This is a genomic window from Halomonas sp., from assembly GCF_014859505.1.
GTDB lineage: Bacteria > Pseudomonadota > Gammaproteobacteria > Pseudomonadales > Halomonadaceae > Halomonas.
In genome coordinates this window covers 1-15,737 of sequence record NZ_JACUUD010000071.1, presented here as the reverse complement: position 1 = coordinate 15,737, position 15,737 = coordinate 1, and the positions used below count along the sequence as shown (strand labels likewise).

General features: G+C 66.4%; 7 protein-coding genes. All 7 read right to left on the bottom strand.

Translation table 11 applies throughout. The features are described 5' to 3' along the window. Positions 1 to 127: 127 nt before the first annotated feature. The 7 genes from IBX53_RS10505 to IBX53_RS10475 all read right to left on the bottom strand — a co-directional run bounded on the left by IBX53_RS10505 (position 128) and on the right by IBX53_RS10475 (position 15,732). Positions 128 to 433, bottom strand: coding sequence for a helix-turn-helix domain-containing protein (locus tag IBX53_RS10505; protein WP_290908907.1), 306 nt, complete (start codon positions 431 to 433; stop codon positions 128 to 130). 144 nt (positions 434 to 577) lie between these two features. Continuing rightward, positions 578 to 1,543 carry a putative zinc-binding metallopeptidase gene (locus tag IBX53_RS10500; RefSeq protein ID WP_290908905.1) on the bottom strand — a complete coding sequence of 322 codons (966 nt, stop codon included), beginning with the start codon at positions 1,541 to 1,543 and terminating at the stop codon, positions 578 to 580. A gap of 195 nt (positions 1,544 to 1,738) precedes the next feature. Then, positions 1,739 to 3,004, bottom strand: a complete 1,266-nt coding sequence (locus IBX53_RS10495) for an amidase (protein ID WP_290908903.1) — start codon at positions 3,002 to 3,004, stop codon at positions 1,739 to 1,741. 104 nt (positions 3,005 to 3,108) lie between these two features. After that, on the bottom strand, positions 3,109 to 11,388 hold the full coding sequence (locus IBX53_RS10490) for a glucoamylase family protein (RefSeq protein WP_290908901.1): 8,280 nt from the start codon (positions 11,386 to 11,388) through the stop codon (positions 3,109 to 3,111). Positions 11,389 to 11,589: 201 nt separating this feature from the next. Then, positions 11,590 to 12,579: a universal stress protein gene (locus IBX53_RS10485; protein ID WP_290908899.1), complete on the bottom strand. Its 990-nt coding sequence runs from the start codon at positions 12,577 to 12,579 to the stop codon at positions 11,590 to 11,592. Positions 12,580 to 12,982: 403 nt separating this feature from the next. Then, entirely contained in the window at positions 12,983 to 14,809 is a 1,827-nt protein-coding gene (locus IBX53_RS10480; RefSeq protein WP_290908897.1) for an acyl-CoA dehydrogenase C-terminal domain-containing protein, read from the bottom strand. A gap of 140 nt (positions 14,810 to 14,949) precedes the next feature. After that, on the bottom strand, positions 14,950 to 15,732 hold the full coding sequence (locus tag IBX53_RS10475) for an SDR family NAD(P)-dependent oxidoreductase (protein ID WP_290908909.1): 783 nt from the start codon (positions 15,730 to 15,732) through the stop codon (positions 14,950 to 14,952). Between the last annotated feature and the right edge of the window lie 5 nt (positions 15,733 to 15,737).

Here is a 15,737-nt window from a genome sequence, read left to right as displayed (position 1 = left end):
CGCCTACTCGGCAGCTACGGATCTGATAACGCGATTAATTTTGAATAGCCACTTACTCCGGCGTCTTCATGGCGGCGCCATACTCCAGCGGCGCCATGCGATAGGTGGCACCGAGTTCTTCCAGCATCTAGTGAACGATGCCGCCCCGGGAGAGCGGATGGGTGTAGAAGACGAGTTCGGCGGGGCTGCCGTCAGCCGGGCCGCGTTCGGCCGGCCGGGCAGGCTCGGTGAAGCTTCCGTCCGTCGGCGTTTCCTGGGCAGGATCGGCCAGCGCCGCCGGCGGCAGCCGGACGTCCGGCGGCAGCACATAGCCGCGGCCCGGTTCGTTGACCACCTCGACCCCCACCGCGCGCAGCACCGCGATGTCCTGGTAGAGGTGGCGCAGGGTGACGCCCAGCGCCGCGGCCAGGTCGGGCCCACCGATCGGGCCCACCGATCGGGCCCACCGATCGGGCCCTGATGGTGGCGCAGAACCCGGATCAGGTCCTGCAGGCGAGTGGGTCGGGACATGCGGGTTCCTCGAATGGATGGCCGACAGCGAACGGCTCGCTGTCGGCGATGAGAGTTGATGACGCGCTCAGAGGCCCTGGGCGCCTCGCCGCAGCCAGTCGTGCATGAAGACCAGCTTGCGGCGCGTGATGTCGGAAAGCATGAAGGGATAGAGATCCGGCAGCCCCATCGAGCGATTGATGTGGTTGACCGCCATGACCTGATGGGTCGCCACGCGGATCAAGCGGTCGGCATCCGATTCCATGTAGGGGTCCCACCCGGGATACGGCAGGTCGGGAGATGACAAGCCGGCGGCAACGAAGCTGTCGGCGATATCCGTGAGATGCAGCAGGTGGGCGGCGGTCTCGGCCCAGTCCTCATGGGGGTGAGCCGAGGCATAGGTGCTGACGAAGCTCGAGCGCCATCCCGCCGGCGGGCCCTGTCGGTAGTGCCGCTGCAGGGCCTCGGCGTAATCCTCACGCTCATCGCCGAACGCGGACCGGAAGGCGTCGAGGAAGTCGTCGCGCAGGCTGAGTCGCCACCAGAGCATATGCGAGATCTCATGGCGCATGTGGCCGATCATGGTCCGGTAAGGCTCTTCCAGGGCCTCGCGACGGGTCGTGCTCAGCACCGGGTCTGCCTCCGCCACGCTGATGGTGACCACGCCACCGGCATGCCCCATGGCAACGGGTGTCGGCCCTTCGGCCAGCATGTAGAACACCGGGGGGGCCCCGGGATCCTCCGGCCGGAACCAGTTCCAGCGCCCCAGAGTATCGATCACCCAGCGCTTGGCGGCCTCGGTCTTGGACCAGAGGGGGATGGCATAGGGAAGGGAGGGATCCGGGGCGAGCGCCGTCATCGTACAGGAGCGGCAGAAGGCCCCCTGCTGGGGGGCGATCCAGTTGCATCCGATAACGTCGCGATTGGCGCAGAAAGGCGGCATGGTGATGAAGGCCCTGGCCTGCGGATCATAGGCAAGCGGCGTACCCGTGGCAGTGGCCAGGTTGTCGAACCACAGTGACCCGGGACCGACCGGATTGGCGAAGACTCGCATGGGCATTAGCTCCTGAATAACGCGGAGACACAGCGCCCTGGGAAAGAATAGCGGCTGAAGGCTGCGCCCCGCCTGCCAGCTTATCATTGCAGCGCCGGGAGCCTAGCCACCTATCGTTCCCAGGCGATAGACGCTAGCCACCCGACCGGCCCGACCTTCCCACCTCGGAGCCCGAATCGCCGCTTGCGGTCCGCCTCAGGGCGTGGTCTGCATCAGGGTCCTTGCGATGGCAAGCAGCCGCTCGTCGCCGAAGCGGTCGCCGACCAGCTGCACGCCCAGCGGCATCCCGCCATCGCCCCGGCACAGCGGCAGGTTGAGGCAGGGCACGCCGAGCAGCGTCCAGGCGCGGCAGTAGAGCGGGTCGCCGGTGGCATCGAGCCCCTTCGGGGCCACCCCCTGGGCGCTGGCGGCGAGGATCACGTCCACCTGCTCGGCGAAGGCCCGCGACAGCACCGGCTGCAGCGCCGCCGCCTGGGCGCGCGCCTCGCGGTAGCGCACGAAGGGCAGCGCGCGGCCCGCCTCCAGCAGCTCGACCAGCTTCGGCCCCATGCGGTCGGCGAACTGGCGATACTCGCTGGCCAGCGTCCGGGCGGCCTCGTAGGCCATCACCACCTTCTGCTCCTCGACCAGCCCGTCGAAGCGGCCATCCAGCGGCAGCGGCACCACCTCGGCGCCGGCCCGCTCCAGCCGCCCCGCCACCTCGTCCAGCGCCTGGCGCACCTCGGGGGCAAGCGCCTCGTCGCTGGGCAGGCTCCTCACCCCGACGCGTACGCCCTCGAGACTCGGCAGGGCCTCGATGGCCGGTGCCCTAGTCAGCGCCGAGAAGGTCGTGCAGATGTCCTCGATATGGTTGGCGAACCAGCCCAGGGTGTCCAGTGACGGTGCGAAGGACTTGATCCCGGCGAGGCTCACCGCATCGAAGGTCGGCTTGAAGCCGAACACCCCGCAGTAGCTCGCCGGGCGGATGATGCTGCCGGCGGTCTGGGTGCCGAAGGCGAGCGGCACCATGCCGGCGGCCACGGCCGCGGCCGAACCGCTCGAGGAGCCACCTGGCGTCCGCATGGGGTCAAGGGGGTTGCGGGTCTTCCCGGGGGTGAAGTAGGCGAGTTCGGTGCTGACGGTCTTGCCCATGATCAACACCCCCTGCTGCTCTAGCAGCGTGACCAGGGCGGCATCGACCAGCGAGCCGGGCGTGCTCAGGTAGCCCCCGGTGCCCCAGGCGGTGGGCAGGTTGCGGGTCTCGATGATGTCCTTGAGCCCTACGGGTACGCCCTGCAGCAGCCCGGCAGCGGGTGGTACGGAAGGGCTCGGCGCGAGCGCCTCCCAGGCCAGGACCTCGGGCTCGCGGGCCTCGATGCGCTCTCGGCAGGCGTGCCACCAGTCGAGAGGCTGGCTCTCGCCGCTGGCGAGCCGATTCCGAAAGGCCTCGATGGCCATGGTCATATCGAATGGTTCGTGCACGTTCCCCTCCTCATCTGAAGCCCGATACGTCATTCTGGCATAGGAGGCGAAACACGCCAGCAACGAGCCACGGCTCGTATCGTTCACCGCTCCGTGTCGCGCTATCACCCAACCTCGGCATCGGACATGGGCACAATCCGCACCAGCACCTCGACGGTCTTTACGTCTTCCGGAAAATCGATGGCCCTCCCCGAACAAGGCCGGCCGTCCATGCTGAGCCGGGCGACTCCCTCGCTCAGCCCCTCGGGCTTCTCGACACGGATCACCAGGCTACCACCGGGGCGCTCGAGACGTGCCTCGAACCCGGTCCAGGCCGCCGGCAGGCACGGCGCAATTTCAAGCCTGCCCGAGACGAGCCGCAACCCCAGGATGTGTTCGACCGCCAGCCTCCAGCTCCAGCCCGAAGCGCCGGTGTACCAGGTCCAGCCGCCGCGCCCCAAATGCGGCTCGACTCCGGCGATATCGGCAGCGACGGCGTAGGGTTCGGTCAGGTAGCGTCGAACCTCGTCGCGTGTCCGCGTGTGCAGCGCGGGATTGAGCCGGTCGAAGACCTGCTTGGCGCGATCGCCCTCGCCCAGCTGGGCAAAGGCGATACCGAACCAGGCCGCGGCATGGCTGTACTGCCCCCCATTCTCGCGGATGCCGGGTGGATAGGCCTTGATGTAGCCCGGATCGCGAAGCGTGGTATCGAAGGGTGGCGTGAGCAGGCGCACCAGATTATCGTCGTCGCGCATCAGTTGCCGCGCGGCGTGGTGCATCGCGCCGCGTGCCCGCTCGGGGTCGGCGGCCGCAGAGAGCACCGCCCAGGACTGTGCGATCGAGTCGATCCTGCACTCCTGATTCGATGCCGCACCCCATGGCTGGCCATCATCGTCCAGCGCACGCAGATACCAGTCACCATCCCAGCCGGCCTTTTCCACCGACTCGATCAAGGCCGTCATCCGTCCACACCAGTGCGACATCAGATCCTCGCGCCCCGCCTCGGTACAGAGATCCAGAAAGCCACGGATGGTGGAGATCATGAACCAGGCCAACCAGATGCTCTGCCCCCGACCCTTGGCACCGACCCGGTCCATGCCATCATTCCAGTCACCGGTTCCGATCAGCGGCAACCCGTCGACTCCCAGCCGATACGCACGCTCCAGCGCACGTTCGCAATGGTCGAACAGTGGCCAGGAATCGGCTGTGGCATCGAAAAGCGCGTAGTGGTCATGCTCCTGCTCCCCCAGCGGCGGACCGGTCAGGAAGGGCACACCCTCCGACAGGATTGCGGCATCGCCGATGGCGGAGACATAGGCGGCGGTGACATGGGGCAGCCACAGCAGGTCATCGGAGAAGCGGGTGCGCACCCCCCGACCCAGGGGCGGGTGCCACCAGTGCAATACATCGCCCTCCTCGAACTGATGTGCAGCGGCGTGCAGGATGTGGCGGCGGGCCAGATCCGGGGCTGAGTGCAGCAGCGCCAACACATCCTGCAACTGGTCCCGGAACCCGAAGGCACCACTCGCCTGGTAGAAGCCCGCGCGGGCGAACAGGCGAGCACTCAGTGTCTGATACGGTAACCAGCGATTGACCATGAGATCGAAGGCCGGGTCGGGCGTCGTGACCTGGACCGTGCCCAGACGGTCTCCCCAGACCCGTTGCAGGCGAGCGAATTCGGCCAGGCTCCGCGCCGGATCCTGCCAGCGCAGGACGAGCTCGCGGGCGGCTCCGGTGGTCACGCCCTGTCCAAGGACGAACACCGCCTCGGCCGTCTGGCCCGCAGGAATGTCCAGATGCACCTGAAGGGCACCACAGCAATCCCCGATGGTGTGCCAGCACTCCCCCAGATCCCAGCGCTTCAGGGCGTCAGGTTGGCGCATGTCAGCCCCGGGGCCCAGAAATTCCGAACGCGATGTCGTCAGGCTGTGTGGTGCGAGTGTGCTGGTCAGGAAGGCCTCACGGTCGGCGAACTCGGCATTGCGGGTGTTGCGCGCCAGGATCGCATGGGTTTCGGGGTCATAGCGTGCCGCGAGCATCGGGTCAGCCTGCCCGGCGACCCCGCCCAACAGCCAGTCGGCAAAATAGGTGGCCGTGATCCGGCGCGTCTGCCCGCCGGGGTTGCGCAATCTCAGCCGGACTAGCTTGACCGGCTCATCGACCGCGACGAAGGCCAGAATTTCCTGCTCCAACCCTTCGCCGTTGCGTTCCCATGCGGTGTAGCCGATACCATGGCGTACCCGGCATGGGCCGCCGCCTGCAGGGAGTGGTGTCGGGGTCCAGATCTGCGTGGTGATCTCGTCGCGCAGGTAGATTGCTTCGGCCTGCGGGTCGCAGACCGGGTCGTTGTGCCAGCGTGTCAGGCGATTCTCGCCGCTATTCTCGGCCCAACTCCAGCCCAGGCCGGCCTCGGTGACGATGGTGCCAAGGTTCGCATTGGCTAGCACGTTGGCCCAGGGCGCCGGGGGCGGGTCCTGCGCCTGGAAAGTGATGACATACTCGCCGGTGTCGGGACGGAAACCGCCGAAACCGTTGGCCAGGAACAGCTCAGGCGGCGCGGCCAGCGGTGGCAACGGCGGCCACTCACTCTCCCCCATCGGCTCGAAGACCGGACGCTCGATGGGCGTCTGCCGATACAACTGGCGCTCCAGCGAGCCGCCGGTGACGTCAAGGATGAGCGCCGCTACCGCCTCGATCACCTGCGCGTGCCACGGGTTGCTCGGGTCCTGCGACACCAAATGCACCCCACCCCGATGCCCCATGAGTTCCTGCGACCCGACATCGCGGAAAGCCTCGATCAGCCGGTCGCGCACCGGCTCGACATAGCCGGGCAGCCCGCTGTGCAGGATCACGAGATCAATCCGAATACCGCCGTCGCGCCATAGCCGATGCGCCGCCAGCAGGGTGGTCAGCAGTGCCGAGCGATACCCTTCACCCACGCGCACTGCCAGAATCGGATTGTCGCCCGAGATGCCCAGGGCCCAGAGGTCGTGCTGCCCGGGCAGGGTCTCGCCCTTTCCTCGCATGGCCGCCCTGGCGGAATCCTCGGGCAACAGCAAGGCCGACAGGAGCGACTGGATGGATGGCAGGTCACCGGGCGTCAGGCCGCGCCGGTGAGCATCACGCGCCGCCTGGGCGTCCGTCGCGCGCAGGGCCCAGTCGAGCGTGGTCAATGTGGTATAGCGCTGGGCGGTTTCCTCGGCGGCCACACGGGTGTCGGCCGCGATGGTGACAAAGGCCAGGCTGCAGCTCTGGTGCGGCCCGAGAGTCAGGCCGGCCTGCAGCGCAACCACCGGGTCGAGAATCCATCCGGTCCCTCCCGCCAGCGCACCCTCGCGCAGTGCCGCCGGCCGACGGGAATCACCGTGGCGGCCGAGCAAGGCGCGCCGATCGGTCTCGAAGCCAAGGATGATCACCTCAGAGGCGTCGCAGACCAACCGATGCAACAGCACCGGCGACCGTTTGGCAGGATCGAGAGGACGCCGGATGAACAGCAGCGCCCGCAGATCGGGCAGATAAGAGCTGCCCACGAAGAGCCGGCTGAAGGCGGGGTGACGAGCGTGATCGGCGGAGGGCGCCAGAATTACCTCCGCACAACTGGTCAGTGAAAGCTGCCGTAGTCGGTCGGTTTCGTTCACCACGTTGATGTAACGGATTTCCAGATCATCGCCGGGCGCCACGCTGACGGTCATGCTGACGGCGATACCATGTTCGCGGTGCTGGAATTCGACCTGATGCTGATGGAACACCACCCGCCAGGGGTCACCGCCCCGTGTCTCAAAGGGGTGGTCGCCTAGGCTCCAGAGGTAGCGGTCATCACGGTCCTGCAGGTAGAGCACATGACCATCGATACCGGCCTCGCCAGTGCCGCCCAGCGCCCGCGTGAGCAGGTGACGATGCCAGCCGAGGCTGCCGCCAGCCGCACTGGTGACCATGCTGGCCATACGCCCGTTGCTCAAGGTATGAAGGCAACCAAAGCCACCCCACGCCCTGGGCACCCAAGGGTGCAGGGCGGGAGCTGACTCCTGGCGCCGATCACCGGGGACGGCCGCGTCCTGATCGCTTGGCCGCTCGAGAGGGGCTTCCCACGGCACACGCTCGCTCAGGAGCAGTTCCATCGTCGCCACATGCGGGTCGCTGTGAAACCAGGTCACCAGCCTGTCATTGCACAGCACATTGCCGAGCGCCGCGAGGCTCATGCCGTGATGATGCGACATATAGGACCGCACCATCGTGAAGCCGCCGCCCACCGGCACCCGCTCGGGCGTGAAGTCCACTGCCTCGAAGAAGCCATAGCGACCCAGGGCCCCCAACGCCACCAGCGCATGCAGATTGGCCAGGGCGGCCTGCGGGCGGACCGGCAGCGCCAGCAGCGTTGCATAAGGCGCCACCACCCGGTCGAGTGATAGCCCGCGTCGCACTCCCAACTCCGGCACGCCGAATGCGCGGTAGCGGTAGCGCTGCTCGGGGTCCTGCTCAGCGTAACCGGACTCCGACATGCCCCACGGGATGCCGAGGCCTTCGCCATGCTGGCGCTGAATATCGACCGCCGTGCGCTCGCTTTCGTACATCAACGAATCGCGATAGGAGCGCATCAACAGCCGCGGCATCAAGTATTCGAACATAGAGCCGCTCCACGACACGAGCGTCAGCCCTCTCGACTGCCGGGTGACCGGTCGACCGAGATGAAACCAGTGCTCGAGGGGTACATCGCCCTTGGCGATCGCGAAGTAACTCGGCAACCTCGCCTCACTGGCCAGCAGGTCATAGTGGTTGGCATCCATCCGCCCCCGGCTGACGTTGTACCCGATGAAGAAAAGCCGGCTGGAAGGATCATAGAGAAAGCCGAAGTCCATTCCGTGTGCCCAGGCGTGGGCGCGCTGTGCCATATCATCGAGAGCCTGATCCAGCCTGGCGTGCTCTGTGGCCGACCGCGAAAGCGCAGCATCGAGCGCCTCCACCCAATGCCTCGCCACCGGGTCTGAGCAGGCATACCCGTGGTGCGACAACCCTCGCCGAACCTCCTCCATGGCCGGAGCCACCTCGCCGAGCGGGAGGTGCACCGGAAGCTGCTCTGACAGGCTGCGAGCCAGGTCGGCGCACTCGGCGGGCGGGCTTGCGACAAGAAGGCGCCAACCCATGAGCGACTGCAGGTCTCGATGCATGACGGCGATGTGGTGGCGGGTCCGCTCCAGCCAGACCTGCACCTCGCGCAGGCTTTCGTGGGGCGTGAAATCTTCACGACTTATCAGGTCACGCAGGCTGGCCTGGAACTGCGGCAACCGTTGGTCACGAAAGTCGTCAAGCAGTGCCGCCCATCCGTCGGGGTCGTCACACCCCTGCACCATTGTCTCCCGCATCTCGTTGACCAGCGTGACAAAGCGACCAAGGCTCCCGCCCGGGTCGTCGTCCTCGCCGAGGGCCTCGGCGAGCAGTTGAAGCGCGTCATCCAGCCCATTCCACTGCTCAGTCAGAAAGGCCGGTCCACACCGGGCGTCGCGGCAGGCCTGTTGCAGCGTGATCAGGCTGACGGCGAGATTGCCACTGTCGACGGTCGAGACATAACGTGGTTCCAGCGGGGTCAACCGCTGTGTCTCGTTCCAATTGAGGAGGTGACCGCGGTGCCGCTCCAGCCGGTCCATGCTGTCGAGCATGTTGCCCAGACGCTCGGTCAGTTCGGGCAGCCCCACATGTCCCAGCCGCCAGGCGGTGAGCGAGGAGAGCATCAGCATCCCGATATTGGTTGGTGAGGTACGGTGGACGGTACCAGCCTGCGGCGCCTCCTGATAGTTGTCGGGCGGTAACCAGTGATCCTCTGGGCGCACGTGGGTTTCGAAGAACAGCCAGGTGCGCCGGGCGATGAGGCGTAGAAAGGCTCGCTCCGCATCGGGCAGGACGTCTTCAGGTGCCCGGCGCCTGCACCCCAGGCGCCACGCGATCTCGGGTGCCGCCACCCACAAGGCGAGTAACGGCGCCGCCCCTGCAAGCGCTGCCGGTGCAGCCAGCACCATCCCGAGGGTGGCGAAAGCGGCCAGGGCAGTCGCCGGCCACATCGCTCGCCAGGTACTGTGGCGCAGGTCCTCATTGCCCATGCGCGCGGCTACCTGGGCCGCCGTTCTCCATTCCAGCAGGTGCCGTCCGGAGGCCAGCCGCCAAAGGGTACGCCCCATGGCGTCACCAGCAATGACGGCATCGTTGAGCAGGAAGGTCACCATCAGTGCCCAGCACCCGAGCTGTTCACGCAATTGCCTCAGCGTGCCACGTACCGCACCGCGACGACGGCCCCGGGCAAGGCCGATGACCAGATCGGTGAACAGATGCGCCGCCAACGGCAGCACGGCCAGCGTGGTCCAGGCCCAAGGGCTCCCGGGCAGCACGAACCATCCAGCCAGTGCCAACAGCACGAGGCTGATCGGCACCAGACTGCGACGCAGGTTGTCCAGCAGTTTCCAGCGGTCCAGCGCCGAGAATCGATTACGCAGCCACTGTCCACCGGGCCCCGGCACCTGCCGGCAGAGCCAGGGCAGCAACTGCCAATCGCCTCGCAGCCAACGATGCCAGCGCGCCGCATGCTCGAGATAGTCGGCGGGAAAGCTCTCATAGACGACGATATCGCTGGTCAATCCCACGCGCCCATAGAGCCCCTCGAGTAGATCATGGCTGAGGATCCGATTCTCGGGCATGCGGCCTTCCAGGGAGCGGCTGAAGGGCTCGACCTCATAGATCCCCTTGCCGGTAAAGCTGCCGACACCGAAGAGATCCTGATAGACATCCGAGACCGCCCGTGAATAGATGTCGATGCTGGCGTCCCCTGCATAGAGACGGGCAAACCGCGACCGTATGGCCTCAAGCGGGGTGATCTCCACGCGCGGCTGCAGGATCGTGTATCCGGCCTCCACCCGCCCGGTTTCGGGATGGAACCGGGCGGTGTTGAGGGGATGTACCAGCGTACCGACAAGGCGTTTCACCGACCCCGGCGGCAACCGCGTGTCGGCATCGGCCGTCACCACGAAACGCACGCCACGCAACGCCTCGGGAGCCCCGGCGGTCAATGAGTAGGGACCCAGATCACCGCGCAGGATGAAGGCATTGAACTGCTCGAGCTTGCCGCGCTTGCGCTCCCATCCCATCCAGCAAGCTTCGGAAGGGTTGTAGCACCGCGGGCGGTGCAGCAAGTGGAAGGCGCCCTGGCCGTCACCGCCGCCATGGCGAGTATTGAGGTCTTCGATCGCGGAAACGAGAGCCGACTCGATGGCCACATCTCCCGGGGTCACCTCTGTATCGGCGTCGGCAAGGTCGCTCAGCAGCGCGAACTGGAGCATCGGATCCGGATTGGCCAATCGATGGCCCTCCAGCTGCTGGGCGAGTCGCGGCACGTCCGCGGCATGGTCCAGCAGCACCGGCATGACGATCACCGTGGCGCAATCGGCGTCAATGGCATGACGGAGATCGAGCTTGGGCAGGGTGCGGGGAGGAACCCATTGTGTCACCAGGGCGTTGACGAGTGCCACGCCCAGCAGGGAGGCGGGAACCAGGGCCAGCGCAAGACCGGCGGCCAGTTGCAATGCACCCGCCCCGCCCCACCAGAGATAGAGGGCGATGATCCCCAGGGCACCCGCTGACGCACTGCCCAGACTCGCCGCATAAAGCGGCCCGGCACTCCGCTTCAGCCACCGTCGCCAGGCATGCCCGAGGGGAAGGTGCAACCCTAGTTGCACCTCGAACTCGCCCCGCCCCTCGTCGACCAGCCAATAACCCACATGGGATCGCAACGGGTCGCCATGCACCTCACGGCATCTCGCCACCAGAACCTCGGCAGTTTGCCACTCGGACATGTCGCCATGCGACGCCAGCGTCTCGATTGCCCGGCGATAGGCATCGCGGGTCTCGAAATCCATGCGTGGGTAGACATCCGCCGGGTCACGTCGCAGCATCGCCTCGATCAAGCTGGTGCGATCAATCACATCCTTCCACTGCAGCGTGGAGATGACCATCAGGCCCGACAGTGCACGCGCGATACACTCGGTGTCGTCGAGTACCTCCAACGCCGGCACCACGGCTGAGATTCCGTGTGGCGAAGACGCCGTGGGAAACAGGCGACCGAAGGCGCCGATCAGCACCTCCAGACAGGCCAGCCGTAACATCGTCGGCAGGGCCCAAAGTTCGGCGATGCTGAGAGGCGTTTTTTCCTGGTAAGCCTGCAGGAAGTCAACGCACAGTGACAGCGACAACTGAAGGCGAGAGGCCTGGAGCAAGCCATGTGCCAGGGCGTAGATGCGCGGCTTTCCAGCTTCCACTCCGGGCAAGGACTGCAAAAGGGGCGGCAGTCTGCGATAGAAACTGCCGGGCATGTCCTGTCCAACCTGGCGAACGGCACGACGGGCATGGTAATGGTTATCGAGCATCCACTCCGCTGCCGCGAGATGTTCGGGGCTACTCTCTCGCGCTGCTGCAAGTGCCATCGGTATCCAATCGCGTATCGCGCGAAGCCCCGACAGGCTGGCCAGGGAGCGAGGCGACCCCGGGCCACAGTGGTGCTGGCCGGCGAGCTTGCGAGCCATGGTATCAATGGACAGGCCTGTCGGCGTGGCATCGGGCTGCATCACCTACCACTCGAATGCAGAACCGACCGTGCGGGAGGAACCCGATCCACCATCGCTCGCGCTCTGTTGCAGGTGGGTGGGCCATGTCACCAGAACCGGAACTGGGCTGTGCCCCGCCAGGTAGGCCACGACATTGCCATAGGGCAGATCGCTGATGTGGGTTCGGCCATGCCCCCAGGCAGAAAGCATTACCAGATCGAAGGCGTCGTCACGCATGACCTCGTCGAGACCGCTGCGGGCGTCGGCGGCAAGCAGCACCAGCGTTCGCACCTTCAAGCCCTGATCGATGAGCTCGTCGCCCATCCGCTGCAGGTAATCGCGCGCAATGAATTGGTCACGTTTCACGAAACGCTGCCGCAGGTCGATGTCTTCCGGCTCGAACGGCAACGCCGATGTCGAATCCGGTGGTGTGGTGACATGGACCAGCACCAGTTCGGCGCCGGTGGCATGGGCCAGACGCTGAGCAGTAGACAGCACGCTTTCCGACCAGCAGGAACCGTCGAGCGGAATGAGGATGCGCTGGTAATTCGGCGCTTCGTTACTCGAGTCGGGCAGGGGCACGAGTAGCACTCGTCCCTCGCCGCGCTCCAGGACCTCGCGCACATTGGCACTCAGGCTGGAGTGCCCGCTGAGACAATGCGTTCCCATCACCACCAAGGCGGCCTCCTGCAACATGGCCGCACGGCAGATCTCGTCGCCCGGTACGCCCTCAAGCAGGGCCAGATCGGGAACCGTCGACAGCCATGTACTGACGGCGAGCCGCTCCAGGACCTTTCGCGCCTCATGTCTACGAATCGCCCAGTCCACCGGATCCGGCGGGCCGTTGGCCTCCGGCGCCGGGCCGATCACCCGCAGTAGAGTCAGTGGTATCCGAAATGCACGCGCCATCGCATCGGCATGCACCAGCACCCGGGGAGCATCGAGGGAGGTGTCGACGCAGGCCAGCACGGTTCGATCAGGGGGGAAGGGTTCCGACGCGGCTTCCGTGGTCATGCTGGTTCGCCCTTGGGGAGCCACGGTTCCCGGGACATCATCATGTCCTGACATGGAAGGCGAACGCTTGGATGTCGTCATGTCGGGCATTCTCGCAAAACGGCGTGACGGGTAACGCTACACACGTTCCTTGTGCCCCTTGGCCGAGCGATCCACTCCTCAGGCGAGGTGAATCACTGATGTAGCTGTACAGGCTGCCGCGAAAGGCAATAGTGGTCCCGTATAACGGGTCCAAATCAGTGTAGTCGATTCTCGTCGATGCGACCGCGTCCTGCTCACGGCCAGACATGAAATGATGTCTTGCTGCTGGCCAGGGTGACATGGCCAGGAAAAAAGGCGGCGAGGAAAGCCCTCGCCGCCAAGCCACCGATCGCCACGGATCGAGAGAGTGCCAGGTCGTGAATCAGATCTCGAAGCCCAGGCCGAAGTCCTCGGCACTGGTCGCCATGAGCGATTCAGCGCCGGATTCGATGGCGGCCTTGTGGGCACGGGTGCGCGGCACCAGGCGCTGATAGAAGAAGCGCGCGGTGTCGAGCTTGGCGCGGTAGAAGGCGGCCTCCTCGCTGCCCTCGGAAAGTGCCTGGCGGGCCTGTTTGGCAGCGCGGGCAAACAGGTAGGCCAGGGTCACGTAGCCCGAGTACATCAGGTAGTCGACGCTGGCCGCGCCAACCTCCTCGCGGTCGGACATGGCCTTCATGCCGATGCTCATGGTCAGCTCGCCCCACTCGGCGTTGAGCTTGGCCAGCGGGCGGACGAACTCGGCCAGCTCGCTCGAGCCCTCCTCCGCCTGGCAGAACTTGTGGATCTCTTTCGTGAAGACCTTGAGGCTCTCGCCCTGGCTCATCAGCACCTTGCGGCCCAGCAGGTCGAGGGCCTGGATGCCGGTGGTGCCCTCGTAGAGCCGGGTGATGCGCGCGTCGCGCACCAGCTGCTCCATGCCCCACTCCTGGATGAAGCCGTGCCCCCCAAAGACTTGTACACCTTCATTGGTGGCTTCGAAGCCCACCTCGGTGAGGAACGCTTTGACGATGGGGGTCAGGAGGCCCAGCAGAGTGTCGGCCTGCTCCTTCTCGGCGGCATCGGTGCCATGCTCGACGATGTCGATCATCTGGGCGGTGTAGAGGGTCAGCATCCGACCGCCCTCGGCAAAGGCCTTCTGGGTCAGCAGCATGCGGCGCACGTCCGGATGGACGATGATCGGGTCGGCGGCCTTCTCCGGCGCCTTTGGGCCGGAGAGCGCGCGCATCTGCAAGCGGTCGCGGGCATAGGCCAGGGCGTTCTGGAAGCTCGCCTCGGTGAGGCCGAGGCCCTGGATGCCGACGCCGATGCGGGCGGCGTTCATCATGGTGAACATGCAGGCCAGGCCCTTGTTGGGCGCGCCCACCAGGTAGCCTTTCGCCGCGTCGAAGTTCATCACGCAGGTGGAATTGCCGTGGATGCCCATCTTGTGCTCGAGCGACCCGCACACCACGCCGTTGCGCTCGCCTGGATCGCCCGCTTCATTGGGAAGGTGCTCGTTCGGTAAATACTTGGGCACCACGAACAGCGAGATGCCCTTGGAGCCCTCGGGGGCGTCGGGCAGCTTGGCCAGCACCAGGTGGACGATGTTCTCGGCCAGGTCGTGGTCGCCGGCGGAGATGAAGATCTTGGTGCCGGTGATGTCGTAGGCGCCGTCGTCAGTGGGCAAGGCGCGGGTCTTGATCAGGCCGAGATCGGTGCCGCAGTGGGGCTCGGTGAGGCACATGGTGCCGGTCCAGGTACCCTCCACCAGCTTGGTCAGGTAGGTGGCCTGCTGCTCCTCGGTGCCATGGTGGCGCAGGGCGTCGGCGGCACCGTGGGAGAGCCCCGGGTACATGCCCCAGGCCAGGTTGGTGGAGCAGACCATCTCGTTGAGCACCATGGCAAGCGAGTGCGGCAGGCCCTGGCCGCCGTGGGCGGGGTCGGCGGCGAGGCTCGGCCAGCCGCCCTCCACGTACTGGGCGTAGGCCTCCTTGAAGCCCTTCGGCGCCTTCACCTCGCCGCCCTCCAGCAGGCAGCCCTCGCGATCGCCGCTCTGGTTCAGCGGCAGCAGCACCTCGCGGGCGAAGCGCGCGCCCTCCTCCAGGATCGCCGCCACCACGTCGGGGCTGGCCTCCTCGCCGCCGGGCAGGCGGGCGTAATGGGCCGGGTAGTCCAGCATCTCGTCCATCACGAAGCGGATATCGCGCAGGGGGGCCTGATAGTCGGGCATCTCGATCTCTCCAGTTCCACGGCCGGGCCACGAGGGGCACCGAGTCATAGGGACGCGAAGGCGGCGGCGGCCGCTTTCAAACATGTGTTTGAAATTAGCCGCCGCCGCCTCGAGAGTCAAGCGCTCGTTTGATTTCTCTTCTACTGCATGCGAATCCCGCCGTCGAGGCGGATCACCTCGCCGTTGAGCATGGGGTTGGTGATGATCTGCTCGGCCAGGCGGGCGAACTCGTCGGGCTTGCCGAGCCGCTTGGGGAAGGGCACGGCGGCGGCCAGGGCCTGGGCCGCCTCGTCGGGGATCTCGCTCATCATCGGGGTCTCGAAGACCCCGGGGGCGATGGCCATGACCCGCACGCCGTGGCGCGAGAGTTCCCGCGCCGCCGGCAGGCTCATGCCCACCACGCCGGCCTTGGAGGCGCTGTAGGCGCACTGCCCCACCTGGCCGTCCATGGCGGCGATGGAGGCGGTGTTGATGATCACCCCGCGCTCGCCGTCATCGCCCGGCGCATTCTTCGCCATGGCGGCCGCGGCCAGGCGCATCACGTTGAAGGTGCCCACCAGGTTGATGTTGATGGTGCGGGCGTAGGCCTCGAGGTCGGCCGGGTTGCCCTCGCGGTCGACCAGCTTGGCCACGCTGACCACGCCGGCGCAGTGCACAACTCCCGCAAGCCCAGTGCCCGCAAGGCCGCGGCCGTCGCTGAGTTCGACGGCGGCGTCCACCGCGGCCTGGATGTCGTCACCCGAGGTGACGTCGCCGCGCACCGCCAGGGCGGCGTCGCCCAGGCGCTCAGCATGGGCCTTTACGGTATCGCTCAGGTCGCATAGCACGACCCGGCCGCCGGCGGCAACCAGCCGCTCGGCGGTGGCCGCCCCCAGCCCGGAGGCGGCACCGGTAATCAGAAAGGTGTTGTCCTTGACGTGCATATCGG

Coding starts and splice junctions, on each gene's coding strand:
- IBX53_RS10500 (WP_290908905.1), bottom strand. CDS start 1,543: ATGCGAGTCTTCGCCAATCCGGTCGGTCCCGGGTCACTGTGGTTCGAC.
- IBX53_RS10490 (WP_290908901.1), bottom strand. CDS start 11,388: ATGCTCGATAACCATTACCATGCCCGTCGTGCCGTTCGCCAGGTTGGA.
- IBX53_RS10485 (WP_290908899.1), bottom strand. CDS start 12,579: ATGACCACGGAAGCCGCGTCGGAACCCTTCCCCCCTGATCGAACCGTG.
- IBX53_RS10480 (WP_290908897.1), bottom strand. CDS start 14,809: ATGCCCGACTATCAGGCCCCCCTGCGCGATATCCGCTTCGTGATGGAC.
- IBX53_RS10475 (WP_290908909.1), bottom strand. CDS start 15,732: ATGCACGTCAAGGACAACACCTTTCTGATTACCGGTGCCGCCTCCGGG.